The organism is Streptomyces sp. NPDC043952, from assembly GCF_056435325.1.
In genome coordinates, this window is the sequence record NZ_JBWKES010000053.1 from 1 (window position 1) to 25,322 (window position 25,322).

23 protein-coding genes and 1 rRNA gene are annotated in these 25,322 nt (G+C 70.6%); 11 read left to right on the plus strand and 13 right to left on the minus strand.

Annotated elements, in window-relative coordinates; all coding sequences use genetic code 11:
- Nucleotides 1-87: ribosomal RNA gene (gene rrf / locus AC069R_RS32615) — 5S ribosomal RNA — on the plus strand; the annotation flags it as partial.
- A 70-nt stretch (nucleotides 88-157) separates the two neighbouring features.
- On the opposite strand, the gene AC069R_RS32620 is transcribed toward rrf, so the two are convergent.
- Nucleotides 158-706 (minus strand): cysteine hydrolase family protein, encoded by a 549-nt coding sequence (locus AC069R_RS32620; RefSeq protein ID WP_478770321.1) that lies wholly within the window; start codon nucleotides 704-706, stop codon nucleotides 158-160.
- 61 nt (nucleotides 707-767) lie between these two features.
- Here AC069R_RS32620 and AC069R_RS32625 point away from each other — a divergent pair, with 61 nt between their 5' ends.
- Nucleotides 768-1,319 (plus strand): GNAT family N-acetyltransferase, encoded by a 552-nt coding sequence (locus AC069R_RS32625; RefSeq protein WP_478770348.1) that lies wholly within the window; start codon nucleotides 768-770, stop codon nucleotides 1,317-1,319.
- Here the strand turns inward: AC069R_RS32625 and AC069R_RS32630 are convergent.
- The 9 genes from AC069R_RS32630 to AC069R_RS32670 form a co-directional block, all read right to left on the minus strand.
- The gene (locus tag AC069R_RS32630) at nucleotides 1,308-2,873 is read right to left on the minus strand and encodes a P-loop NTPase family protein (protein ID WP_478770322.1); all 1,566 of its coding nucleotides are present in this window, start codon (nucleotides 2,871-2,873) and stop codon (nucleotides 1,308-1,310) included. The two genes, AC069R_RS32625 and AC069R_RS32630, sit on opposite strands and share 12 nt — an antisense overlap.
- A gap of 13 nt (nucleotides 2,874-2,886) precedes the next feature.
- Complete coding sequence (locus AC069R_RS32635; RefSeq protein WP_478770323.1) at nucleotides 2,887-4,299, minus strand: ATP-binding protein; 1,413 nt, start codon at nucleotides 4,297-4,299, stop codon at nucleotides 2,887-2,889.
- A 14-nt stretch (nucleotides 4,300-4,313) separates the two neighbouring features.
- Nucleotides 4,314-5,873, minus strand: coding sequence for an SCO6880 family protein (locus AC069R_RS32640; RefSeq protein ID WP_397985212.1), 1,560 nt, complete (start codon nucleotides 5,871-5,873; stop codon nucleotides 4,314-4,316).
- A complete protein-coding gene (locus AC069R_RS32645; RefSeq protein WP_478770324.1) occupies nucleotides 5,870-7,195 on the minus strand; it encodes a hypothetical protein in 1,326 nt (441 codons plus the stop codon). Before AC069R_RS32645 ends, AC069R_RS32640 begins: the two co-directional genes overlap by 4 nt.
- Nucleotides 7,185-8,015, minus strand: coding sequence for a DUF8175 domain-containg protein (locus AC069R_RS32650; RefSeq protein WP_478770325.1), 831 nt, complete (start codon nucleotides 8,013-8,015; stop codon nucleotides 7,185-7,187). The genes AC069R_RS32645 and AC069R_RS32650 overlap by 11 nt, the downstream gene beginning before the upstream one ends.
- A gap of 125 nt (nucleotides 8,016-8,140) precedes the next feature.
- Nucleotides 8,141-8,449, minus strand: a complete 309-nt coding sequence (locus AC069R_RS32655; protein WP_014673544.1) for a hypothetical protein — start codon at nucleotides 8,447-8,449, stop codon at nucleotides 8,141-8,143.
- A 360-nt stretch (nucleotides 8,450-8,809) separates the two neighbouring features.
- Nucleotides 8,810-10,105: a S53 family peptidase gene (locus AC069R_RS32660; RefSeq protein WP_478770326.1), complete on the minus strand. Its 1,296-nt coding sequence runs from the start codon at nucleotides 10,103-10,105 to the stop codon at nucleotides 8,810-8,812.
- 400 nt (nucleotides 10,106-10,505) lie between these two features.
- A complete protein-coding gene (locus tag AC069R_RS32665) occupies nucleotides 10,506-11,855 on the minus strand; it encodes a S53 family peptidase (protein ID WP_478770327.1) in 1,350 nt (449 codons plus the stop codon).
- A 257-nt stretch (nucleotides 11,856-12,112) separates the two neighbouring features.
- Complete coding sequence (locus AC069R_RS32670) at nucleotides 12,113-12,715, minus strand: TetR/AcrR family transcriptional regulator (protein WP_478770328.1); 603 nt, start codon at nucleotides 12,713-12,715, stop codon at nucleotides 12,113-12,115.
- 133 nt (nucleotides 12,716-12,848) lie between these two features.
- Here AC069R_RS32670 and AC069R_RS32675 point away from each other — a divergent pair, with 133 nt between their 5' ends.
- The 5 genes from AC069R_RS32675 to AC069R_RS32695 all read left to right on the plus strand — a co-directional run bounded on the left by AC069R_RS32675 (nucleotide 12,849) and on the right by AC069R_RS32695 (nucleotide 17,665).
- Entirely contained in the window at nucleotides 12,849-13,769 is a 921-nt protein-coding gene (locus tag AC069R_RS32675) for an oxidoreductase (RefSeq protein WP_478770329.1), read from the plus strand.
- Between the two features lie 123 nt (nucleotides 13,770-13,892).
- Entirely contained in the window at nucleotides 13,893-14,720 is an 828-nt protein-coding gene (locus AC069R_RS32680) for an SDR family oxidoreductase (RefSeq protein ID WP_478770330.1), read from the plus strand.
- Between the two features lie 139 nt (nucleotides 14,721-14,859).
- Nucleotides 14,860-15,630, plus strand: a complete 771-nt coding sequence (locus AC069R_RS32685) for a trypsin-like serine peptidase (RefSeq protein ID WP_478770331.1) — start codon at nucleotides 14,860-14,862, stop codon at nucleotides 15,628-15,630.
- Between the two features lie 147 nt (nucleotides 15,631-15,777).
- A complete protein-coding gene (locus AC069R_RS32690; RefSeq protein ID WP_478770332.1) occupies nucleotides 15,778-16,785 on the plus strand; it encodes a bifunctional lytic transglycosylase/C40 family peptidase in 1,008 nt (335 codons plus the stop codon).
- 175 nt (nucleotides 16,786-16,960) lie between these two features.
- A complete protein-coding gene (locus tag AC069R_RS32695; RefSeq protein WP_478770333.1) occupies nucleotides 16,961-17,665 on the plus strand; it encodes a phosphatase PAP2 family protein in 705 nt (234 codons plus the stop codon).
- 170 nt (nucleotides 17,666-17,835) lie between these two features.
- On the opposite strand, the gene AC069R_RS32700 is transcribed toward AC069R_RS32695, so the two are convergent.
- Nucleotides 17,836-19,431 carry an FAD-binding oxidoreductase gene (locus tag AC069R_RS32700; protein WP_478770334.1) on the minus strand — a complete coding sequence of 532 codons (1,596 nt, stop codon included), beginning with the start codon at nucleotides 19,429-19,431 and terminating at the stop codon, nucleotides 17,836-17,838.
- 331 nt (nucleotides 19,432-19,762) lie between these two features.
- Between AC069R_RS32700 and pstS the strand changes: the two genes are divergently transcribed.
- From pstS to pstB, 4 genes are all read left to right on the plus strand, one after another.
- A complete protein-coding gene (gene pstS / locus AC069R_RS32705) occupies nucleotides 19,763-20,893 on the plus strand; it encodes a phosphate ABC transporter substrate-binding protein PstS (RefSeq protein ID WP_478770335.1) in 1,131 nt (376 codons plus the stop codon).
- Nucleotides 20,894-21,018: 125 nt separating this feature from the next.
- Nucleotides 21,019-22,023, plus strand: a complete 1,005-nt coding sequence (pstC, locus tag AC069R_RS32710) for a phosphate ABC transporter permease subunit PstC (protein WP_478770336.1) — start codon at nucleotides 21,019-21,021, stop codon at nucleotides 22,021-22,023.
- Nucleotides 22,020-23,081: a phosphate ABC transporter permease PstA gene (gene pstA, locus AC069R_RS32715; RefSeq protein WP_397985226.1), complete on the plus strand. Its 1,062-nt coding sequence runs from the start codon at nucleotides 22,020-22,022 to the stop codon at nucleotides 23,079-23,081. The genes pstC and pstA overlap by 4 nt, the downstream gene beginning before the upstream one ends.
- A gap of 39 nt (nucleotides 23,082-23,120) precedes the next feature.
- A complete protein-coding gene (gene pstB / locus AC069R_RS32720; RefSeq protein ID WP_397985227.1) occupies nucleotides 23,121-23,897 on the plus strand; it encodes a phosphate ABC transporter ATP-binding protein PstB in 777 nt (258 codons plus the stop codon).
- Nucleotides 23,898-24,003: 106 nt separating this feature from the next.
- Here pstB and AC069R_RS32725 read toward each other — a convergent pair whose 3' ends face one another.
- A complete protein-coding gene (locus AC069R_RS32725; protein ID WP_478770337.1) occupies nucleotides 24,004-24,471 on the minus strand; it encodes an NUDIX domain-containing protein in 468 nt (155 codons plus the stop codon).
- Nucleotides 24,458-25,126 (minus strand): DUF5919 domain-containing protein, encoded by a 669-nt coding sequence (locus AC069R_RS32730; protein ID WP_478770338.1) that lies wholly within the window; start codon nucleotides 25,124-25,126, stop codon nucleotides 24,458-24,460. The genes AC069R_RS32725 and AC069R_RS32730 overlap by 14 nt, the downstream gene beginning before the upstream one ends.
- Nucleotides 25,127-25,322 lie beyond the last annotated feature (196 nt).

Genomic DNA, 25,322 nt, shown 5'->3' on the forward strand with positions numbered 1-25,322 from the left:
GGTTACATTCCGAACCCGGAAGCTAAGCCTTTCAGCGCCGATGGTACTGCAGGGGGGACCCTGTGGGAGAGTAGGACGCCGCCGAACAATCATTCCGGGAAACCCCCGCACCATTGGTGCGGGGGTTTTCTGCATTCCGGGCCCATGACATGCGAACTCAGAACGTCACATCGGCCGTCTTCACCGTGCCGGCCTCACGTCCCGGTGCGGACTGGCCGCTCCAGTACAGATTGGTGTGCGCGATCACCTGCTCCGGGGCCGGGGCGCCGTACTCCGTGAGGTCCTCCGTGGTGTGCGCGTCGGCGACCAGGATCGAGTCGTAGCCGCGCACCAGGGCGCCGTGCAGCGTGGAGCGGACGCAGAAATCGCTCTGGGCGCCCGTGACGAGCACCCGTCCCACCCCGCGTCCGGCGAGGACGGACTCCAGGTCGGTGTCCTCGAAGGAGTCCCGGTAGCTCTTGGCGACCAGGGGCTCGGTCTCCAGGCGCTTCAACTGCGGGACGATCTCCCAGTTCTCGGTGCCGGGCACCAGGTCCTCGTCCTGGTGCTGCACCCACACCACCGGGACACCCGCCGAGCGGGCCCTGTCGATCAGGGTGTTGATGTTCGACACGACATCGTCCAGGCCGGGGGAGCCGGCGACGACGCCGTTCTGGACGTCGATGACGAGGACAGCGGTATGGGGTCGTTCCCGAAGAGTGGTCATGCGACGAGATTATGGGGTGCCGAGGGCCTACCGCAGCACTACGGTAACGGGCATGACCAGGATGACCAGCCAGGATTACGTCGTACGCGCCATACGTCCCGCGGAGTGGGAGAAGGTGAGGAGCCTGCGGCTGGACGCGCTGCGGGACCCGGCCGCGCCGCTCGCCTTCCTGGAGGGATACGAGGAGGCGGCCGCGAAGGACGACCTCTTCTGGCAGGACCGGGCCACCGGCTCGGGCGAAGGGTCGGCGACGGCGCGGCAGTTCATCGCCGAGCTGCCCGACGGCTCGTGGGCCGGTTCGCTGACCGTGCTGATGGAGGAGGCCGGCACCGAGGACTGGGCCGGCCTCCCGGTGGAATGCCGGCAGGGACATGTCGTCGGCGTGTACGTGCGGCCCGAACACCGGGGGGACGGGCTGATCAAGGCCCTGTTCGACGCGGGCGTGACCTGGGCGTGGGGGCGTGGCGCCGAACGGGTGCGGCTGCTGGTGCACCAGGACAACGAGCGGGCCCAGGGCGCCTATCGCAAGGCGGGGTTCGTGCCGAGCGGGGCGCGCGTGCCGTTCTTCCGGGACACGGCACAGGACGAGCTGGAGTTCGTCCTAGACCGTTAGCCCCGGCAGTCCGGGCAGGCCCGGCAGCTCCTGGTGCGGCCAGCGGGCGCGGGCCTGTTCACGCGAGCGGAACAGGGCGAGCGTCGGCAGCCCCTGTTCGTCCCCGCTGTCCAGCAGCTCCGGGAGCTGGGGGAAGGGGGCGACCGCGGCGATGTCGTCCAGGACCAGGGTCAGTGGTGGGTCGAGCCGACCGGAGGATGACCCTGCGGCCATGTGCCGGCCGTGCTCGACCACGCTGGAGACGAGGGCCGTCAGCAGGGGCATCGCGCCCGGCGTGCTCCTCGGGTCCTCGATGGATTCACCGACTACGTAAAGCGTGCCCCCTTCGTCGGCGAAGGAATCCAGGGCGAGCGCATCAGTTCGGTTGGGAATGCACGCCTCGCGGATGTTGACCGTCGAGAGCGCGGCGAGCGCCCTGCCGGTCAACTCCTGGGCGATGTCCCGGCGTTCTGGATGCGCGGTGAGGGCGGCCTCCAGCTCACCGGCGGCACCGGCGGCGGCCTTGGGATGCGTGCGCAGGGTGCGTACGGCATCCTGCACCTGGCTGCCCTGGGACCAGCGGTGCACATGGCGGACCGTGCGGTTCTCCAGCGCGGCGGCGTGCAGATAGCTGCGCAGCAGGGTGGTCGCCGTGTCCACCACGGCCTGGTCGATGCGGGCGGTGGGCCGCACGGGGGCGAGGAGCGCGGTCGCCCGCTGGAGCGCGGTCTGCTTGTCCGCGCAGCCGGCCGTGGGAGACCAGTGCAGGCGGGCTGGGGTGTCGCAGCGGTGGGCCGGGTCGTAGAGGTGAGTGGGGCCCAGCTTGGCCCTGGCGTCCTTGGTCTCCGCCCACAGGGACGGGTCCGAGGTGACGACGAGGACGGGCCCCGCCGCATCCCGTACCGCCTGGGCGGCGGCCGTGCGGCGGGTGTCCGGCGGCGCGATGAGGATCTTCTCCCGCCTGGCGGCCGGGTGCCCGGCGGATGCGGAGAGCTGGTCCAACGGCGCCCCGGCGGGCGGCTGTTCGGCGGTGGCGGGCGGCTGCGGCATCTCGTGCCGCTGCACCGGAACCTCGTACCTCGGCGGCACCTCCACAGGCTGCGGCGTGACCATCGGGGCCGCGGACACCGGGGCCGCGGACACCGGGGCCGGGGACAACGGCTCCGCCACGGGCCTGCCCGCCCGTGCCCGTGCCCGGCCCGCCCGCCATCGCGCCACCGTCCCCAGCACGAACACGGTGGCGACGAACAGGACCATCAGCTGGGCGATGAAGAGCCCCCAGAACAGGCCCCAGCCGGAGAGCCGGGACGCGGGGGTGTCCGGCCAGGCGCCGGCCAGGTCGTGCGGCCTGCTGATCAGATGGCGCATGGCCAGGGGGGTGCGCAGGAAGGTGACGCCCGCGGGCCAGGCACCCTGGGCGAAGAGTGCCGACAGGCCCGTGGCCGTCCACACCAGGACGGTGATGCCGAGCAGGAAGGCGAGGAGGCCGAGCAGCAGCCCGTCGGGGATGCCGCCCTGCCCCTGTCGTACCTGCGGCCGCCGGTCTTCCCGTGGTGCGCGAGCGTCCGGTCTCACCTGCCGTGCCTCCCTACGCCACCGTCGACTCGGAGTCGCCGAGGTGCTGTTCCACGAAGGCCGCGGCCCGCTGCTCCGCCTCCAGCTCCGCGGCGCGCAGAGCGTCGTCCCGCGCACGGTCGCTGGCGGACTCGGTCATCGCGCGGTCGGTGAAGACCAGCGGGCGCTCCGACTCGGTGATGAGGTGCTTGACCACCTGGACATTGCCGTTGACGTCCCAGACCGCGATGCCCGGTGACAGCGTCGGGATGATCTCCACCGCCCAGCGCGGCAGCCCGAGCACCCGGCCGGTGGCTCTCGCCTCGTCGGCCTTCTGGGCGTAGATCGTCCTGGTCGAGGCCATCTTCAGGATCGCCGCCGCCTCCTTCGCGGCCGCGCCGTCCACCACGTCGGACAGATGGTGGACGACCGCCACGAAGGACAGGCCGAGGCGCCGGCCGAACTTCAGCAGGCGCTGGAACAGCTGGGCCACGAACGGGCTGTTGATGATGTGCCAGGCCTCTTCGACCAGGAAGATGCGCTTCTTGCGGTCGGGCCGGATCCAGGTGTGCTCCAGCCACACGCCGACGATCGCCATCAGGATGGGCATGGCGATGGAGTTGCGGTCGATGTGCGAGAGGTCGAAGACGATGAGCGGGGCGTCGAGGTCGATGCCGACCGTGGTCGGGCCGTCGAACATGCCGCGCAGGTCACCGTCGACCAGCCGGTCCAGGACCAGGGCGACGTCCAGGCCCCAGGCCCGTACGTCGTCCAGGGCGACGTTCATCGCCTCGGCGGACTCCGGCTCGGGGTGCCGTAGCTGCTCCACGATGTCGGTGAGGACCGGCTGGCGGTCGACGATGGTCTCGTTGACGTACGAGTGGGCGACCTTGAGGGCGAAGCCGGAACGCTCGTCCAGGCCGTGGCCCAGCGCCACCTCGATGATGGTGCGCAGCAGCGCCAGCTGGCCGGTGGTGGTGATCGCCGGGTCCAGCGGGTTGAGGCGGATGCCGTGGTTCAGGGCGGCCGTGGGGTCAAGCCGGATCGGCGTTATCCCCAGCTCCTCGGCGATGAGGTTCCACTCGCCGACCCCGTCCTCGCCCTGTGCGTCCAGGACGACGACCTGCCGGTCGCGGAAGCGCAGCTGGCGCAGCACGTACGTCTTCTCCAGCGCCGACTTGCCGTTGCCGGACTCGCCGAGGACCAGCCAGTGCGGGGCCGGGAGCTGCTGGCCGTAGAGCTGGAAGGGGTCGTAGATGTAGCCCTTCCCGGAGTAGACCTCGCGGCCGATGATGACGCCGGAGTCCCCGAGTCCGGGCGCGGCGGTGGGCAGGTAGACCGCCTGGGCCTGGCCCGTGGAGGTGCGCACCGGCAGCCGGGTCGTCTCGACCTTCCCGAAGAGGAAGGAGGTGAACGCCTCGGTGAGGACGGTCAGCGGATCCCGCATCGGCGAATCAGCCCCTACCTTCGGATGCCGGTGGCGAAAGGAAGTGTGTTCACGAAGGCGCGGTGGTGCTCCCGGTCGCACCACTCCAGCTTGAGGTACGACTTTCCGGCCGAGGCCCTGATCGTCCGCTTGTCGCGGGCGAGGGCCTCCGGGGTGCGGGCGGAGACGGTGATGTAGCCGACGAGGTTGACGCCCGCGGCGCCGCTCGCGAGGTCCTCGCCGCGCTGGTCGAGCCGGTTGTGGGCGGCGATGTCGCGGGGGTCGACGGTGCGGTTCATCTTGGCGGCGCGGGACGCCTCGGCCACGTCGTTGGTCTTCTCGGTCAGCATGCGCTCGATGGCGACCTCGGTGGGTTCGAGGTCCATGGTGACGGCGACGGTGCGGATCACGTCCGGCGTGTGGACCAGCAGCGGGGCCAGGAAGTTCACGCCGACCGGGGTCATCGGCCACTCCTTGACCCAGGCGGTGGCGTGGCACCAGGGGGCGCGGGTGCTGGACTCGCGGGTCTTGGCCTGGAGGAACGTCGGCTCGGTGGCGTCCAGTTCGGCCGGCCAGGCGTTGCGCCGGGTCATTGCCTGGATGTGGTCGATGGGGTGGTCCGGGTCGTACATGGAGTGGATCAGGGAGGCGAGCCGGCCCTGGCCGAGCGGCTGGCGGACGCGGATGTCGGCTTCCTGGAGGCGGGAGCAGATGTCGGTCAGCTCGCGGGCCATGACGACGGCGAGCCCGGCGTCCCGGTCGAGCTTGCGGCCGGACTGGGGGCGGGCGGCGCGGGCCATCGCCTGGGCCTCGGCGGCCAGTTCACGGCTGTAGTGCATGCAGGCGACGAGGTAGGCGCGGTGCTGCTCGCTGCTCGTGGACACCATCGACTGGAGCTGGTCGTAGGAGTGCTGGAGCCAGGCCGGGGCGCGGTCGTCGCCGCGCTGGGCGACGTCCTTGGCGTGCGCGTCGGGGTCGGCGGGCAGGGTGCGGGCGAGCATCTGGAGCCGGGTGACGAAGCCGTCGCCGTTGGCGACGTGCTTGAGCAGGGTGCCGAACCGGTCGACCAGCGCCTCCTGGTCCTCGGAGTCGCGCAGGCCGACGCCGGGGCCCTCGATCTCGATGGCGGCGGTGACGGTCTTGCGGTCGGCGTGCAGCAGCACGGCGATCTCGTCCGGGCCGAAGGGGGCGGCGAGCCAGCTGATGCGGCCGATGCCCGGCGGCGGCCCGATCTCCACCTCCTGGCCGTCGAGGCGGGTGCCGGCCTCCATGACGGCGGAGCGGTAGGTGGCGCCGCGCTTGACGGTGCGCTTGTAACTGCGGTTGATCTCGAACCACTTGTAGAAGGTGCGGCGCTTGTACGGCACGTACACCGCGGCGAGCGCGAGCAGGGGGAAGCCCATCAGCAGCACGATCCGCAGCGAGAGGGTGGGCACGAGGAGGCCGCACATCATGCCGAGGAACGCGCCCACGATGATCAGCGCGATCTCGCCGGACTCGCGGTTGCGGCCGACGATGGCGTTCGGCCGGGCGCGTCCGATGAGATACGTACGGCGGGGCGTGACCGGATGGGACAGGTGGGACTCGGTCGTCAACGCCCTTCACCTCCCGTGCGGTTGTTGCGGGTGTTGCCTGCGTGCGGGGTGTTGACCGGGCTGGGGGCCCGTGGCGCGGGGGTGGCGGAGGGGACGGCTCCGCCGCTTTGGCCGGGGGTACGGCCGCTGTGCGCGGCGACGCCGCCGGTGGCGGGGTTGGCCGGGCGGGGGGTGCTGGAGCCGCCGCCGCTCTGTGCCGCGTTGCTGTCGGCGCGGGTGCTGTGGGTCTTGATGCCCTGGGCGACGAGGGAGGCGGGGGAGCTGATGACGGCGGCGGCCTTGCCCTCGGCGCCCTGCATGATGCGGTTGTTGCGGCCGGCCGCGATCTCGTCGCCGAAGCCGGGGACGAAGCGGTAGATGGCGGCGCTGGCGAAGATGGCGAGCAGGATGATCGCGAGGCCGGAGACGACGGCGGAGAAGGCGTCGGGGCCGTTGCCGGAGGAGAGGGCGCCGGCGAGGCCGAGGACGATCACGATGACCGGTTTGACCAGGATGACGGCGATCATGATGCCGGCCCAGCGGCGGACGTGGCCCCACATGTTCTTGTCGACGAGGCCCGCGTAGACGACGGTGCCGAGGAGGGCGCCGACGTAGAGGAGGGCGGCGCGGATGACGAGCTCCAGCCAGAGGACGCCGGCGGCGAGGATGCTCACCAGGGAGACGACGATCAGCATGATGGGGCCGCCGCCGATGTCGGTGCCCTTGCTCAGGGCGCCGGAGAACGTGCCGAAGAACGTGTCCGCCTGGTCGCCGGTGGCCTTCGCGAGTACGTCGGTCACGCTGTCGGTGGCGGAGACGACGGTGTACAGGATCAGCGGGGTGAACGCCGAGGCCATCACCGTCAGCCACAGGAACCCGACGGCCTCGGAGATCGCGGTCGTCAACGGGACGCCGCGGACGGCGCGCTTGGCGACGGCGAGGAGCCAGAGCAGGAGCGTGAGGATGGTCGAGGCGGCGAAGACGATGGCGTACTGCTGGAGGAACTTCTGATTGGTGAAGTCGACGTTGGCGGTGTCCTTGACGGCGGAACTGAGCTTGTTGATCGTCCAGGAAGCCGCCTTGGCACAACCCTGCGCCAGCGAGGAGAGGGGGTCGAGGGTGTCGGAGAGGGGGTTGGAGCCGGATCCGGTTCCGCCCTTGGATCCGCTGTTGCCCTGCTCGCAGTACTGCTTGGCGGGGCCGCGCACCAGGTCGCAGTGATCGCTGCTTGTGGTGGGTGATGGAGATGGCGCCGCAAAGGCACGCGTGGCAAGAAGCACCGTGGCCGTCTGCAAGGAGCCGAGAACAGCAGTGACCTTGAGGAAGCGGTGGTCAGCGCGCATACGTGAACCCTCCGTACTCCTCGACGGCCTTCGTCATGTCCGTGGCGGTGGAGGCCTGCTGATCGCGCCCCACAGGAACGGGCCCATCCTTCTGCTGGAAGTCGCTGACCTTCCAGTCGTTGTCGACCCACTTCAGTTCATAGGTCGTGGTGAACCAGCTCTCGGTCACCGGATTGGTCGAGGCGTCGCCCGAGAGACCGAACAGCGAGGTGTACCAGACCGCGACCGTGGCAGTGTCTCCTGAGAAGGCAGTGGTCTTGGTCCCGACGGGAATGACCCGCGAGACGAAGGTCTCGCCCTTCGGGGCGGTGCCGTCCTTTGTCAGACCGATATTGGAGCGGAACTTCGCGCTGGTGTAGACGCTGTCCAGTGCCGCTTGTTTGTCTTTCGCTGCATCGGGGGTGTACAGCCTGTTGACGAGCGCGTGCCGCGACGCGGTGTTGAACATGTCGGCCGATCCCAGCGCTACCGAATAGTTCGCGGCCGCGCTTTCCGCTCCCTGCTGGGTCTGGGCGAAGCCCGAGGGAATGCCGGCGGTCTTGGTGTTCACTGGGTGGGTGCCGGTGGGAGAAGTGGAGGCGGCTCGAGGGCGAGCTTCCTTCGGTGTCGAGCCGTTCGACGATGGGTGGTCTCCGCGGTTCGCGAAGGCGATTGCCGCGATCAGGAGGACGACCACACCGACGACCGTGATGAGTCCGCGGGAGGGGGAGCGGGAGGGGCGGCGGGGGGCGCCGCCGTAGGGGTCGTGGTCGGGCAGGCGGGTACGGGTGTGCCCCGTGTCGCCGTAGTCGGAGTAGCCCTGCTCGTCTCCGTGACTCATGCCGTGTACGCCCCCTCCACCTCGTAGACATACGACGGTAGCCGTGCTGGTTCCCGCGCGGGCGCGGTGTGGTGACTCGACATCAGGGAGACGCGACCTCTAAGGGGAGGGGAACAGGGGGTGCGCTAGACCGCCATGCCGTAGACGATGGTGAACAGCGTGCCCAGGGACCCGATGATGAAGACCCCGGTGAGCCCGGCGATGATGAGGCCCTTGCCCTGTTCCGCGCTGAAGGTGTCGCGCAGCGCCGTCGCCCCGATACGCTGTTTGGCCGCACCCCAGACCGCGATGCCGAGGCAGAGCAGGATGGCCACCGCCATCACCACCTCGATCATCACCTTGGCCTCGTTGCCCAGGCTGCCGAAGGGCCCCCAGTCCGGAGCGATCCCGCCGATGATGGTGTTGATGTCTCCCTTGTCGGCCGCAAAGAGCATGTAAGTCACCGCCCCTGGTGGGTAGTTCCGCGAGTCCCCTGCGGTGTGCAGAGGCCAGGCTTCATTGTCGCCGACAACCTCGCCGTCGTATGTCGACTTGACGTCATTGACGGCTGGGTTTCGTACGAATACCTCGTATGGTCACTCTGTGTATCACGGCAGGTCACCGCGGGCAACGAGATCCGACCGGAACCTGCCACGTGGTTCCGTCGTTGACCTCCTTTACGCCCCCGCCCGGTTTCTGGCGGCCGGTCGGGTGAGAGGCCGTTTCGATGGTCTCACGCGCGGGCGGCGGAGAACGGCCGAGGGCCCCGGCGGCGGCTGCCACCGGGGCCCCTGAGCAGGCGGGTTGACGAGTGGTCAGCCGGTGAAGGCCGAGACCCCCTCGGGGGTGCCGACGCCGGTCGGGCCGTCGTAACCCGAACGGGCGGTGCACAGGTAGCTGCCGCCGCACGAGCCGTTGCTGCCGCTGGTGACGTCGTTCAGCGCGGAGGTGCCGGCCTTGGCGTACGGGAACTTGGCCGGGTAGCTGCCGCTGCTCGGGGTGCCGGCCAGGGCGTAGACGGCGGCGATGATCGGGGAGCTGGCGCTGGTGCCGCCGAAGGTGTAGAAGCCGGCGGTGACGCCGTAGGAGTCGTACACCGATACGCCGGTCGCGGGGTCGGCCACGGCGGAGACGTCCGCGATGGTGCGCTTGGCGCAGCCGGTGTCGGTCTGCCAGCTCGGCTTGGCGTCGTAGGCGGAGCAGCCGGAGCCGGTGCCCTCGGTGCTGGAGGTGTTCCAGACCGACTCCGACCAGCCGCGGGTGGTGGAGGACTTGGTGAGCGCGGTGCCGCCGACGGCGGTCACGTACTGGGAGGCGGCCGGGTACTCGGCGCCGTAGCCCTCGTCGCCCGCGGAGACGGTGATGGCGACGCCCGGGTGCTTGAAGTACGAGGAGTCGTAGCTGGCGTCGGAGGAGGACTCCGAGCCGCCGTAGCTGTTGGAGACGTACTTGGCGCCCAGCGACACCGCTTCGTTGACGGCGGTGCCGAGGTTGGCCATGGTCGCCGACTTGGCCTCGACCAGCAGGATGTTGCAGTTCGGGCAGATCGCGGAGGCCATGTCGAGGTCGAGGGATATCTCCTCGGACCAGCCGGAGTCGCTGGTGGGCAGCGAGGTGGTGGAGCCGGTCTGGCTGACCTGCTTGAAGCAGCCGCTGGCCTTGGTGCAGGCGGGCAGGCCGTAGTACGAGCGGTACTTGGCGAGGTCGGCCTCGGCGTTCGGGTCGTTGTAGGCGTCCACGATCGCGATGGTCTCGCCGGCGCCCTTGGACGCGGCGGCGGAGGTGAGGCCGTAGGCCGACTGGAGGTCGGAGGGGCCGTAGCCGGAGGGCGTCGTGGCCTTGGGGGTGATGCCGTCGGCGGCCTGCTGCTGCTGGAAGGCGGTGAGTCCGCCGGTCACCCGCAGCGAGTCGCAGGCGAGTTCGCCCTGGTGCTTAGGCGTCGCACAGGGGGTCTTGGCCCAGGTCGCCTTGGCCGGTGCGGCGGGGGCGGCGTCGGCCTGGACGGCGGTGCCGAACCCGGCGAGGGCCAGCGCGGCGGCGGCCGCGAAGGCGGTGCCGAGGCGGCGCCGGCGGGCGGCGGCCGTGGGTTCGGCGGTGGGGGACGTACGCATGAGTGCAGCCTCCAGGTGTTCCGGATATGGGGAGGGAACCGGGGCGTTGCTGGTGCGTGCGGCGGTACGACGAAGACGATGACTTGTTGAGTACGCGACAACAAGAGTCGGTGGCCGTCCCGTGGGAATCCTGGCTTCCGCCTTACCGAACGTTGCCGCGGCCTTGACCCGACTCACAGGAAACGGCGGCCGGAAGGCGCCAACGGGATCGGGGACCGGACGGCGGCCACCGGGATCGGAGGCCGGACGGCGCCGCCGGAGACGGCCGGAGGGCGGATCACGGCCGGCTGCCGTGATCCGCCCTCCTTCCTGCCCTGCCGCCGAGGGGACCCCACGTCCCCCTCTGGGCCGGCGGCGCCCCCGTGACCCGACGGGGTGATTGCGTCCTCGGGACGCCTGCTCAGCCGGTGAAGGCCGAGACGCCCTCGGGGGTGCCCAGGCCGGTCGGACCGTCGTAGCCGGACCGGGCGGTGCAGAAGTAGCTGGTGGAGCAGGAGCCGTTGCTGCCGCTGGTGACGTCGTTCAGCGCGGAGGTGCCGGCCTTGGCGTACGGGAACTTGGCCGGGTAGCTGCCGCTGCTCGGGGTGCCCGCCAGGGCGTAGACCGAGGCGATGAGCGGGGAGCTGGCGCTGGTGCCGCCGTAGGTGTTCCAGCCGGTGCCGTCGGCGCCGTAGCTGTCGTAGACGGAGACACCGGTGGCCGGGTCGGCCACGGCGGAGACGTCCGCGATCATGCGCTTGGTGCAGCCGGTGTCGGTCTGCCAGCTCGGCTTGGCGTCGTAGGCGGAGCAGCCGGAGCCGGTGCCCTCGGTGCTGGAGGTGTTCCAGACGCTCTCGCTCCAGCCGCGGGTGTTGGAGGCCTTCTTGAGCGCGGTGCCGCCGACGGCGGTCACGTACTGGGAGCCGGCCGGGTACTCGGCGCCGTAGCCCTCGTCGCCCGCGCTCGCCGTGATGACGACGCCCGCGTGCTTGTAGTACGAGGAGTCGTAGCTGGTGTCGGAGGAGGACTCCGAGCCGCCGTAGCTGTTGGAGACGTACTTCGCGCCCAGCTTCACGGCCTCGTTGACCGCGGTGCCGAGGTTGGTCATCGACGCGGATTTCGCCTCGACCAGCAGGATGCTGCAGTTCGGGCAGACCGCGCTGACCATGTCGAGGTCGAGCGAGATCTCGCCGGCCCAGCCGCTGTCGGCGGTCGGCAGCGAGGTGGTCGAGCCGGTCTGGCCGACCTTCTTGAAGCAGCCGTTGGCCGTGGTGCAGGCGGGCAGGCCGTAGTACGAGCGGTACGTCGCGAGGTCGGCCGCGGCGTTCGGGTCGTCGTAGGCGTCCACGATGGCGACGGTCTCGCCGGCGCCCTTGGACGCGGCGGCGGAGGCCAGGCCGTAGGCCGACTGGAGGTCCGAGGGGCCGTAGCCGGTCGGGGTGCCGGAGGAGGCGTCGGGCTTGATCGTCGCGGGCGCGACGCCCTTGACGGCGGCCTGCTTCTCCATGAAGGCGGTGGTGCCACCGGTCACGCGCAGCGCGTCACAGGAGGCGTAGCCCTTCTTCGGGGTCGCGGCACAGGCGTGCGTGGTCCGCACATGGGCCTTGGCGACCTGGGTGGCGATCGTCCGGGCGCTGACCTGGTGGGGAGTGGCCGCGTTCGCCTGGGCGGCGGCACCGAAGCCGGCGAGGGCGAGCGCGGTGGCGGCAGCGGCGGCGGAACCGGCGCGGCGCCATCTGCCGGATATGTGGGGGGTGCTGTGCGTACGCAAGGTACAGCCTCCTGGATGTGGTGGGGCAGAGGCCTGCGGTGGGGGTCCAGCGGCGTGTTCGCCGATGGGGGCGGCGGCCCGCGATGACCTTCGCTTGTTGAGTACGCGACAACAAGGGGCTTTCGGAATACTGACTTCCGCGTTACCCGAATGGGGTGCCCGGCTTACTGATCAATGACGGGGCGATGGCGGGGAGATGACCGACTGGGCAGGTCAAGTGGGGTACGCGGGACGCGAATTGACCAAGTGGGCGCTGCTCAGCGGGGCTTGAGCCCGTACAGCAGCAGATGGACGTGTTCGTCCAGACCGGCCATGGCCTCGTCCGCGTCCAGTGCGCAGCTGGCGATGAGGGCGGCCAAACCGTGCAGATTTGCGGCGGCGGCCAGCGCGATGCGCTCGGGGTCGCCCGCGACGATCTCGCCGCTCGCCTGGGCGTCCGCGAACAGCCGGGGGAGCGAGCCGAAGGTGCGGTCGACCGCCGCGACGAGCTGGGCGGAGCTGTCGGGGCGGTGCTTGCGCGTGAACATCAGCTCCAGCAGCTCGGGATGCTCGACGGCGAAGCCGAGGTAGGCGCGGGCGATCGTCACCATGCGCCGCTCGAAGTCCGGACCCGCGTCGTACGCCTCCGTGAGGACGCGCTCCAGCCGCTCGTACCCCTCCATGGCCAGGGCGTCGAGCAGGGCCTGCTTGTCCTTGAAATGCCGGCCCGGCGCCGCGTGGCTGACGCCGGTGTCGCGGGCCAGTTCGCGCAGCGACAGCGCGCCGGCCCCCTTCTCCCGCAGGGTGCGCTCGGCGCTCCGGAGCAGCGCGGCGCGCAGGTCTCCGTGGTGGTAGGGGCGGCTTGCGGGCATGTGCGCCATCGTATCCCGATGTAGGCGGCGTCATCATTGACGGTCTGGGCCGCGCCGGGGCAGGCCGGGGCGGGTGCGGAAGGGGGGGCGACGCCCCGTTGTTGTCATTGACAGCATTGTAGTCGCTGCCTACATTGAGTCCATGGCTGAGACGACCGGCGCGCGCTCGGCGCGCAAGTGGAACGTGCACCGCATCCCCGACCAGACCGGCCGTACGGTCGTGATCACCGGTGCCAACAGCGGCCTCGGCCTGGTGACGGCCGAGGCGCTGGCGCGGGCCGGGGCGCATGTGGTGTTCGCCGTGCGCGACATCGCGCGGGGCGGCGCCGCCGCGGCGCGGGTGGCCGGCAGCACCGAGGTGCGCCGGCTCGACCTCGCCGACCTGGACTCGGTGCGCGCCTTCGCGGCCGGCTGGGACCGCCCGCTGGACGTGCTGATCAATAACGCGGGCGTGATGATGCTCCCGGAGCAGCGCACCGCGCAGGGCTTCGAGCTGCAGTTCGGCACCAACCACCTCGGGCACTTCGCGCTGACGAACCTGCTGCTGCCGTACGTCACGGACCGCGTGGTGACGCTGGCCTCCAGCGCGCACCGCTGGGGCGATCAGCGCATCCACTTCGAGGACGTGAACCTGCGCGGCCGCTACAGCCCGATGCGCGCCTACGGCCAGTCCAAGCTGGCGAACCTGCTGTTCACCCTGGAACTCCAGCGCCGCCTGACCGAGTCCGGCTCCGGCGTGCGGGCGCTCGCCGCCCACCCCGGCTACGCGGCCACCAACCTCACGAGCCATCACGCGAACCCCCTGATGCGTGCCGCCATGAGGGTCGCCGACCGGGTCGTCGCCCAGAGCGACCGGGCCGGCGCCCTGCCCACGCTGTTCGCGGCCACCGAGGACATCCCCGGCGCGTCCTACGCCGGCCCCGACGGGCTCGGCGAGTTCCGCGGCGCGCCGACCCTGGTCGCCCGCAGCGCGGCGGCGAGCGACCCGGAGGCGGCGCGGCGGCTGTGGACCCTGTCGGAGGAGCTGACGGGGGTGGAGTGGAAGGCGGCCGGGAAGGAGTGAGGGGAGCGGGGGCCGGGTGGTCGGGAGGGGAAAGCCGTAGGGGACGGGATACGGTGCGGGTAAGGGATGTCCCGGAACCTTCCGGGAATCGTCAGCACGCACCACGGACCGAGACCGACCCCCATGACCTCGGCAGAGACGGGCGGCAGCAGCGCCGGCCCGGCGAACGGCGGCGGCCCCGCGCCCGGCGGCGGCCCCGTGTCCTTCCGGCTCGACGGCCGTACGGCTCTCGTGACGGGGTCGGCGCGCGGCCTGGGCCTGGAGATGGCGCGCGGTCTGGCCGGCGCGGGCGCGCGGGTGGTCCTCAACGGCCGTGACCCGGCGGCCCTCGCCGCGGCGGCCGGACGGCTGCGGGAAGCGGACGGGTACGACGTCACGACCGCCGCCTTCGACGTCACGGACCGGGCGGCCGCTCAGGCGGCGGTGGAGGGGCTGGGCGACCTCGACATCCTGGTCAACAACGTGGGCCACCGGGACCGGCGGGGCGTGGCGGAGATGACGCCGCAGGACTTGAACGCGCTGCTCGACGCGGACCTGACCTCGGCGTACGCGCTGAGCCAGGCGGTGGCCAGGTCGCTGGCCGCCCGCGGGATGCCGGGCCGCATCGTCAACGTCTCCTCGGTGGTGGGGCAGTTGGGCCGTACGGGTGATGTCGGCTACGCCACCGCGAAGGCGGGCCTGGACGGTCTGACCCGCGCGCTCGCGGCGGACCTCGGACCGAGCGGTACGACCGTCAACTCGGTCGCGCCGGGCACCTTCGCCACCGAGGTCAACGCCGGACTGGTGGCGGACCCCGACTGGCAGCGCTGGCTGCGCACCCGTACCGCGCTGGGGCGCTGGGGCCGGCCGGAGGAGATCGCGGGGATCGTCGTCTTCCTGGCGAGCGACGCGGCCTCCTTCATCACCGGGCAGACCATCGCGGTGGACGGCGGGATGACGACGACGTTCTGACGCGGGGGGAGCGGTGGGGAGGCGGGTGCGGCGGGGGGACAGTAGCGTGGTGCCCGCACCGGCCATCGGGAGGTTTCTGCGGGAATTCTCAGCGAAGTCGGAGCGGGTTTCTCACCTTCGTGAGACAGAGTGAGGGCTGATGAAGCGCATCTCACGCATCTCGGTCACCTCGCGTCCCGCGTTGCTCGGGGCCGTGGTGATGCTCGCCCTGACCTCGGCGTCCGTGGCGTCCGCCGACGATGGGCCGGGACCCTTCGGGGTCACCGCGGACGCGGTCGCCTCCGTGCGCGAGGCCCGGATCGGCGCGCTGTTCGACGCGGACGAGGCGAGCCGGCCGGCCGGCAACCACTTCTGCACGGCCTCGGTGGTGCACAGCCCGCGGGGCGACCTCATCGCCACCGCCGCGCACTGCGTGAGCGCTCAGGACCGGGACCTGGTCTTCATACCGGGCTACCGCAACGGGCAGGCGCCGTACGGAGTGTGGCGGGTGACCCGGCGCTTCCTGCCCGACGGCTGGACGCGGGACCAGGACGAGGACAGCGACGTCGCCCTCGTCACCGTGGCCGATCTCGACGGGCGCACCATCGAACAGACGGTCGGCGGCAACCGCTTCGTCACCGGTGCGACGACCGGCGCGACCGCGGTGACGGTCACCGGCTACCCCGACTCCCGCGAACTGCCCATCCGCTGCACCAACAAGCCCCGCCGCCAGAGCGCCACCCAGCAGCGCATCTACTGCCCCGCCTTCTCCGGCGGCACCAGCGGCAGCCCCTGGATCAACGGCGACCACCAGGTCGTCGGCATCCTCGGCGGCCACGAGGAGGGCGGCTCCACGGACGACGTGTCGTACAGCGTGGTGCTGGGCGCGCAGGCGGCGGAGCTGTACCAGGACGCGACGACGGCGGACTGACGACGGCGGACTGACTCCGGCGGGCCGGTGCGCCGCCCGCCGCGGTGACGGGGGAGGGCAACTGCCGGTGTTCGGACGGGCGTTCTCGTGCTCGACCGCCGCGGCTCCTACACTGCACTCGGCGGACTGGCCGACGGTGAGGGGCGGTTGACGGTGCGTAAGGCGTGGATCGTCGGTGGTGCCCTCGTGGCGGGCGGCCTGAGCTTCGTCATGGTGCTCGTGGTCGCGGTGTACCTGGTCGCCGGGAACCTCGTGGGGGGCCTGACCGCGGGCGGGCGGGCGCTGGCCAAGGGTGCGGTGCCGGCGGCGTACCAGCAACTGGTGCAGAAGTGGGGGAACCTGTGTCCCGCGCTGACCCCGGCGCTGCTCGCCGCGCAGCTGTACCAGGAGAGTGGCTGGAACCCCACCGTGGTGAGCCCGGCCGACGCCAAGGGCATCGCGCAGTTCATCCCGAGCACCTGGGCGACCCACGGCATCGACGGCAACGGCGACGGCAAGCGCGACATCTGGGACCCTAACGACGCGATTCCGTCGGCGGCGTCGTACGACTGCGAACTGGCCAAGTACGTCAAGGATGTTCCGGGCAACGTCTCCGACAACATGCTCGCCGCGTACAACGCCGGGGCGTACCGGGTCATCCAGGCCGGCGGGGTGCCGGGCATCAGCGAGACGCAGAACTACGTGCGGCGCATCAACAGCCTCGCGGAGAGCTTCGCCGCGCCGCCCAGCCGGCTCGACCCCACCCGGCAGGCGGCCGGCGCGATCAACTTCGCGCAGCAGAAGCTCGGTACGCCGTATCTGTGGGGCGGCGAGGGCACGGCGGCGCAGGGCGGGCGCTTCGACTGCTCGGGGCTGACGCAGGCGGCGTACGCGAGCGTCGGGATCAAGCTGCCGCGCGTGGCGAACGACCAGTACAACGCGGGCCCGCATCCCTCGCGCAGCCAGCTGCTCCCCGGCGACCTGGTGTTCTTCTCCCACGACCCCGACGACTCGCGGGCCATCCACCACGTGGGTATCTACGTCGGCGGCGGGTACATGATCGACGCGCCGCGCACGGGGGCGGTGATCCGGTTCGATCCGATCGACGGAGCGGATTATTTCGGTGCCACTCGGGTGACCGAAGATGGCGCAAAAGCGCTCCCCACGACGGTGTAAACCGCGCGTGAACCTACCCCCTGAGCTGCGATGATGAGTCTCTCTTCGATAACGTCTACGTGATCTTTCGGTGGAGAGTGGAACGCATTGGTGGTGACCGTGCGTTCCTGTTGACGGGGGTCGGTGCGACGCACACGAGGTGCGTCCGGGAAGACGACGAAGGGGCCGCAGCACCATGGCTGTACTCGCCGAATCCGGATCGAACCCCGACGTCGAACTGCTCTACGACATCAACGGTCTGGCCGGCAGCGCGCCGCACTGGTTCGACCGGATCATGGAGTTCGTGGGCGAGTACGGCCTGCTGCTCGCGATGGTGCTGCTCGTGGTGTGGTGCTGGTGGTCCGTGCGCCGCCGGGGCGGACCGGACGCGGCGACGTCCGTGGCCGCGCTGGTGTGGGCGCCGCTCGCCGCCGGGATCGCGGTGCTGGTGAACATCCCGATCCGGGGATTCGTGTCCCGGCCGCGGCCCTTCGTGGACCATCAGGGGCTCGATGTCCTCGTCTCCGGCAAGACCGACTTCTCCTTCGTCAGCGATCACGCGACCTTGACGATGGCGCTCGGCGTGGGGCTGTTCGTCGCCCACCGCAGGTTCGGCATCGCCGGGATCGGGCTGGCCCTGCTGGAGGGGTTCTGCCGGGTCTACATGGGTGTGCACTACCCGACGGACGTGATCGGCGGCTTCGCCCTCGGCACCGCGGTGACCCTGCTGCTGGCCCCGCCGGCCTCCGCCTTGCTCACCCCGCTGATGAAGGCGGTGGAGCGGACCCCGAGGGTGTCCTGGCTGGTGCGCCGCCGGACGCCCGTGGACGTACCACTGGTACCGGGCGCCCGCCGGCCGGCCGAGCCGATGGACTCGGAGGAACGGGACCTGGCGGCGTAACAGCGCGCTCCGAAGGGGCGCGGGGAACTGCGCGCCCGGCCACGACGCTCCCGCGCCCGGCCACGACGCTCCCGCGCCCGGCCACGACGCTCCCGCGCCCGGCCACGACGCTCCCGCGCCCGGGAACGTCGCTCAGCCGATCCCCCCGGACCCCGCCTTCGCCCCCGCCCCTACACCCCCTGCGCGTACGAGAAGAACCTCGACGGGTCGTACTGCTGCTTCACCTTCGCCAGCCGCGCCGCCGCGTCCCCGTAGTACGCCTTCCGCCAGTCCGTCAGCGTCGGGTCCGTGTAGTTCTGGTACGCCGCGCCGGAGGCGTACGGCGCCATCGCGCGGTGCGCCGACGTCAGCCACGACTGCGCCGTGCTCCCGGACGCCCCCGCGGACCAGGACGCGATGTACTGCGCCAGCATCCGCGAGCGCCGGTGCACGAACGCCGTCGCCGTCGGCGCCACCCGGTTCACCGCCCCGCCCAGCGCCGTGAACGCGATGCTGCCCCCGCCGCCCCGCACCCCCGCGATCTGCCGCAGCACCGTCTGGATGCCCGCCGCGGACAGGGACCGGTCGAAGAAGTCGGAGCGGGCCGCGTACGTCTCCCGCCCGAGCGCCCCCTTCTCCGAGCGGCCCGGCGTGCTGCCCGGCAGATGGCACTGGGCCTGCGCGGAGAAGGAGGAGCACCCGGCGTAGATCTCCATCGCCTCCTCGTAGCCCCGCCGGTGCAGGGAGACGGAGGTGGCGTTGGCGCCGGCCTGGTGGGCGAGGCGGTCCACCGCGTTCTTCAGCTCGCCGTAGGTGCCGATGGAGAAGCAGGAGACGGAGATCGTCGGCGTCCGGCCCGGCACGCACGCCAGGTGCAGGGAGGACCAGATCTCGTCCGGCTGCGTCGGCCCCCACTCCTGCCACGCCTTGAGCACCGCCGCCGCCTTCGACCACGGCCAGGACAGATACGCGGTGACCGCCTGCGGCGCCGGGTGGGTGCGGAAGCGCAGTTCGGTGACGACGCCGAAGTTGCCGTTGCCCGCGCCGCGCAGCGCCCAGAAGAGGTCGGAGTGCTGGGTGGCGTCCGCGGTGAGCTGCTTGCCGTCTGCGGTGACCAGGGTCGCCTGGGTGAGGCTGTCGCAGGTCAGCCCGTACGCGCGGGAGACGACCCCGTGGCCGCCGCCGAGCACCAGGCCGGAGACGCCGACCGTGGGGCAGGAGCCCGCCGGTATGGTCACGCCCTTCGCGGCCAGCCCCCGGTAGACGTCGATCAGCTTCGCACCGGCGCCGACCACCGCCTGGCTGCCGCTGACCCGTATCCGGTTGAGCCGCGAGACGTCGACGATCAGCCGGCCGTCACCGGAGGAGTACCCGGCGTAGGAGTGGCCGCCGTTGCGTATCGCCACCCGTATGTGCCGGCTCTTCGCGTACGACAGGACGGTGCGGATGTCGGCGGCGTGCGCGACGTAGGCGACCGCGGCGGGCTTCAGGCCGTCGAAGCGGGTGTTGTACAGCTGGTGCGCGGTCTTCCACTGGGCGTCGCCGGGCCGCACCAGGGAGCCGTCGAGGTCACGGCCGAGGGCGGCCCAGTCGGCGGCGCCGCCCGCGCCGGCCACGCTGCTCGCACTGGTGGTCTTGATCGCCGTGAGCGACGCCGAGGAAGCCCCGGACACGCCCGAGGCAGGTGTCCGGGCCGCGGCAGAGTGGCCCCCGCCCGTGCCGCACGCGGTCAGTGCCGTCGTCGCCAGCGCGGCCGCGCCGCCCGAGATGAACGTACGCCGTTCCATGTGTCCGTCGCCTTTCCGCGGCCCGAGTGGCCTCCGGGAGACGAGACGACGCTGTGTACACAAGGGTTCCCCCGTACGGGTGCCGGACATCGCAAATGTGTGCGTCCGCCCCGCTCGCCGGAACCGGCGCGTGCCCTCCCCGTGAACATTCCGTGACCTCACCGGGCCGACGGCAGGGGTTCACCCGCCGTTCACGTATGGCCTTCGGCGGCTTCACCTGATCTGCCTAATTTCGGCCTTACCCGGTGCGGAGTGCGGTTCGGATGCGCTCCCCGCACCCACGACTTCGCACGCCGCCGACAGCGGCGGCTCCTGGAAGGAACTCCCGAACGTGAAGCTTCAGCGCAAGAACCGGCTGCGCGCCGTGACCCTCGGTGCTCTCGCCGTCTCCGGCGCCCTGGCCCTGACGGCGTGCGGCTCCGACGACAACGGCGGCGGTTCCAAGCCCTCGGGTGGCGCATCGGCGTCCAACGCCTCTTCCATCAAGTGCGACGGCGCCAAGGGCCAGCTGCTCTCGGACGGATCTTCCGCGCAGAAGAACGCGATCGACGCCTGGGTCAAGAACTTCTCGCAGGCTTGCGGCGTGCAGATCAACTACAAGGCCGGCGGCTCCGGCGCGGGCGTGACCTCCTTCACCCAGGGCCAGATCCCGTGGGCGGGCTCCGACTCGGCGCTCAAGCCCGAAGAGGTCGCCGCGTCCAAGAAGGTCTGCTCCGGCGGCCAGGGCATCGACCTCCCGATGGTCGGCGGCCCGATCGCCATCGGCTACAACCTGAACGGCGTGGACAACCTGGTCCTGGACGCCCCGACGCTCGCCAAGATCTTCGACGGCAAGATCACCAACTGGAACGACGCCGCGATCAGGAAGCTCAACCCCTCGGCGAAGCTTCCCGACCTGAAGATCCAGGCCTTCCACCGCTCGGACGACTCCGGCACCACGGACAACTTCACCAAGTACCTGAAGGCCGCCACCCCGGAGAACTGGAAGTACTCGGGCGGCAAGACCTGGCAGGCCAAGGGCGGCCAGTCCGCCGCGCAGTCCTCCGGCGTCGCCCAGCAGGTCAAGCAGACCAACGGCGCCATCGGCTACTTCGAGCTGTCGTACGTCGGTGACGGCATCAAGGCCGTGAGCATCGACACCGGTGCCGCCCAGCCGGTCGCCCCCAGCACCGAGAGCGCCACCAAGGCCATCGCCGACGCCAAGGTCGTCGGCACCGGCAGCGACCTGTCGCTCCAGCTGAACTACAACACCAAGGCCGACGGCGCCTACCCGATCACCCTGGTGACGTACGAGATCGCCTGCGACAAGGGCAACAAGGCCGACACGCTGCCCACCGTCAAGGCGTTCCTCACCTACATGGCGTCCGAGGACGGCCAGAAGCTGCTCAGCGGCATCGACTACGCGCCGATGCCCGACGCGATCATCAGCAAGGTCCGCTCCACCATCGCGGGCCTGAGCTGACCTGATCCGAGAGTGCGGCCCGGTCCCACGGCCTTTCCGCGGGCCGGGCCGCACCGTCCGGTGCACCGCCGCCACGAGCCGCGCGCCCCCACCGGGGCGAGCGGCTCCGCAGACCGGAGAACCCGATGGACATAACGAAGACAACCGACGCACCACCCCCCGCATCCCGGCCGGCCACCCGCCCGGAGAAGACCGCGAACCGCGGCGCCACCCGCGCCGGTGACCGCGTCTTCCTCGGCCTGTCCCGCGGCTCCGGCATCCTGCTCCTGGTGATCATGGCCGCGATCGCGGTCTTCCTCACCTACCGCGCGTCCCTCGCGATCAGCAAGGACCACGGCAACTTCCTGACCACCTTCGAGTGGAACACCAACCTGATGCCGCCGTCGTTCGGCATCGCGGTGCTCGCCTTCGGCACGGTGGTCTCCTCGGTCATCGCCATGGTGCTGGCCGTGCCCGTCGCGGTCGCCATCGCGCTGTTCCTCACCCACTACGCCCCCCGCAGGATGAGCGGCCCGGTCGCCTACGTGATCGACCTGCTCGCCGCGGTGCCGTCCATCGTGTACGGCCTGTGGGGCGCCCTGATCCTCGTACCGCACCTGAACGGCCTGTTCGGCTGGCTCAACGAGTACCTCGGCTGGACCGGGATCTTCTCCTGGCAGGGCGGCGCGCCCCGCTCGATGCTCACCGTGGGCATCCTGCTCGCGATCATGATCCTGCCGATCATCACCAACGTGAGCCGCGAGGTCTTCCGGCAGGTCCCGCGGATGCACGAGGAGGCCGCGCTGGCTCTCGGCGCCACCCGCTGGGAGGTCATCCGCATGTCGGTGCTGCCCTTCGGGCGCTCCGGCGTGATCTCCGCCTCGATGCTCGGCCTCGGCCGCGCGCTCGGCGAGACGATGGCCGTCGCCACGGTCCTCTCCCCGACCTTCGACATCCAGACCAGCCTGCTCGATCCGGGCGGCGGCACCTTCGCCCAGAACATCGCCAGCAAGTTCGGCGAGGCGACCCAGGACGGCCGGGACGCGCTGATCGCCTCCGGTCTGGTCCTGTTCGTCATCACCCTGCTGGTCAACGGCGCGGCCCGCGCGATCATCGCCCGCCGCAAGGAGTACTCGGGGGCCAACGCATGAGCACCGCAGCCGTCACCGACAAGCGCGGCGGATCGCTGCGCAGCGCCAGCCTGCCGAAGTGGTCGCCGTGGGCGATCGCCGGGGGCTCGATCGTGGTCGCGGTGGGCATCGGCGCGGGCGCCGGCCTGACCAGCCACATCCAGTGGGGCCTGATCGCCGCGCTGCTGTTCATCCTCGGCACCTACGTCATCGCCTCCGCGGTGGAGGGCCGCCGCCAGGCCAAGGACCGCATCGCCACCTCGCTGGTGTGGGTCGCCTTCCTGCTCGCCGTGGTCCCGCTGGTCTCGCTGATCTGGACCACCGTCAAGCGCGGTGTGAAGGTCCTCGACCCCTACTTCCTGACGCACTCCATGGGCGTCGTCGCCGACTCCGAGCCGGGCGGCGGCATCTACCACGCGATCATCGGCAGCCTGGAGCAGGTCGGCCTCGCCACGCTGATCGGCGCGCCGGTCGGTGTGCTCACCGCGATCTACCTGGTGGAGTACGGCCGCGGCGGTCTCGCCCGCGCGGTCACCTTCTTCGTCGACGTCATGACCGGCATCCCGTCGATCGTCGCGGGCCTGTTCATCCTCAGCCTGATGCTGATGGCGGACATGCAGCCCTTCGGCTTCGCCGGCTCGCTGGCGCTGGCCATCCTGATGATGCCGGTCGTGGTCCGCTCCACGGAGGAGATGCTCAAGCTCGTCCCGAACGAGCTGCGCGAGGCGTCCCTGGCGCTCGGTGTGCCCAAGTGGCGCACCATCCTCAAGGTGGTCCTGCCGACCTCCATCGGCGGCATCACCACGGGCATCATGCTGGCCATCGCCCGTATCGCGGGTGAGACGGCGCCGGTCCTGCTGCTGGTGTGGGGCAACTCCTTCATCAACAACAACCCGTTCTCGGGTGCCCAGCAGGCGCTGCCGCTGTACATCTACCAGCAGTACTCGCAGAGCTCCGGTTCCACGGCGGCGTACGACCGCGCCTGGGCGGCCTCGCTCACGCTCATCGCCTTCGTGATGATCCTCAACCTGGCGGCCCGCGGCATCGCCCGCTGGAAGGCTCCCAAGATCGGTCGCTGACGCGGCCCCACAGCGACTGACGGAAGTAGTGAAGTAGTCATGGCCAAGCGAATCGACGTAAGCGGACTGACCGCGTACTACGGCTCCCACAAGGCGATCGAGGACATCTCGATGACCGTCGAGCCGCGCTCGGTGACGGCGTTCATCGGCCCCTCCGGCTGCGGCAAGTCGACGTTCCTGCGCACCCTGAACCGCATGCACGAGGTCACGCCGGGCGGCCGGGTCGAGGGCAAGGTGCTGCTCGACGACGAGGACCTGTACGGCAACGGGGTCGACCCGGTGTCGGTGCGGCGCGAGGTGGGCATGGTCTTCCAGCGCCCGAACCCGTTCCCCACGATGTCGATCTTCGACAATGTGGCCGCCGGTCTGCGGCTGAACGGCAACTACCGCAAGAGCGAGCTGAACGACATCGTCGAGAAGTCGCTCAAGGGCGCGAACCTCTGGAACGAGGTCAAGGACCGCCTGAACAAGCCGGGCGCCGGGCTCTCCGGCGGCCAGCAGCAGCGGCTGTGCATCGCCCGCGCGATCGCCGTGGAGCCGAAGGTGCTGCTCATGGACGAGCCGTGCTCCGCGCTCGACCCGATCTCCACGCTCGCGATCGAGGACCTGATCGGTGAGCTGAAGGAACGGTTCACGATCGTCATCGTCACGCACAACATGCAGCAGGCGGCGCGGGTCTCCGACCGCACGGCCTTCTTCAACCTCGCGGCGGTCGGCCAGCCCGGCCGGCTGATCGAGATCGACGACACGGAGCGGATCTTCTCCAACCCGTCCGTGCAGGCGACGGAGGACTACATCTCCGGCCGCTTCGGCTAGACGGTCCCGATTTCCTCGCGGTGCTGCATGGCGGTGCCACCACGAGGATGCAGAAGGGCCCGCCCCCGGCTTCCGGGGGCGGGCCCACTGCGTTTGCCTCCGGCCGCTACCGGGCCGCGGGCATGTTGCCGTCGCGCCAGTCGTTCACGCGCTTGCGGATGCTGGGAACCATCGGAAGCGCGTCGACTTCCGCGGGCCGGAACCAGCGGACGTCCGTGGATTCCTCGGACACGGCCAGGCGCCCGGCCGTGGGTCGCGCCAGGAAGCAGACGGAGAACTCCTGCCGTACCTCACCGTCGTCGTAGGCGAAGACGTGACGCGGGTTGCTGTACGTCCCGACGATGCCGACGATCTCGACGTCGAAGCCGGTCTCTTCGCGCGTCTCGCGGATGGCGCAGTCGGGCAGCGACTCCCCGATGCGCATGGCGCCCCCGGGCAGAGCCCACATGCCGTTGTCGCGGCGGCGCTGCAGCAGGATGCGTCCGGAGTCGTCGACGACGACGGTGGAGGCTGCGGGGACCAGGCTGTTCGCCGCCGGGGCGGCGGGGTCGTCCTCGTAATCACGCCTGCCCATCGGCTTCCCTTTCCCATACCGGAGCGCCTCGGTCCCACAGTTCCTCGACGTGGGAGGCGAAGCGATCGAACATGCCGTCGTCCTGGTGGCGGCGCAGATGCAGCGTCGGGGCGTCGTGGCCGACGCGGTGCGTGAGCAAGGGCGTGACGATCATGTCGTCATCGAAGCGGAACACGGACAGGCGCGCGTGTCCATCGCTGTACCTCGCGTCGATGCCCGGCTGGCTTCTGATCTTCTCCAGCTCGGAGAGCGTCACGCGGATGCGGGTGGAAAGAGTGAGCGCAACGTCTTCGTCCTGCTCACGTGACCTGGTGAGCTCGCTGTCAGGGTCACCGAGGAGAAACCGAACCCGGCATCCTTGGGCGGCCTTCCGCCGCAACGCGGCACCGAGTCGGGCCTGTTCGAGCCAGAGGAAGTAGTTGGTGTACCCCGCGAAGGTCAGCTCTCGCCCAGCCTTGGTGATCAAAGACCGCCACAGGGAGGCCGGACAGCCGGACCGGTACGGATAGACCGAAACGACCTCGCGGTCCGGACCGACCTTGACCGCCTTCTTCGCAGCTGATGGCCATAGCACCGCCTCGTCCTCCCCGAGCGCTTCACAGACGGCCCACCGATGACGGGCGTGGGGGGTACCCGTCCCGCCTCGGTGATCCACCGGCCGATGGTCTTGATGTCGACGCCGCACCTCTCAGCCAACTGCCGGTCTGACATCCGCGCTTGGAGCATGGCACGGCGTAGCGCATCGTTCACGGCTACCCCCTGGGACGTCAGGGACGTTTTCCACGGTAGGCATACTCCGTGTCCAACGGTCGCCGAACGCAGTAGAAACGCACCATCAGGGGAGGAAGTCT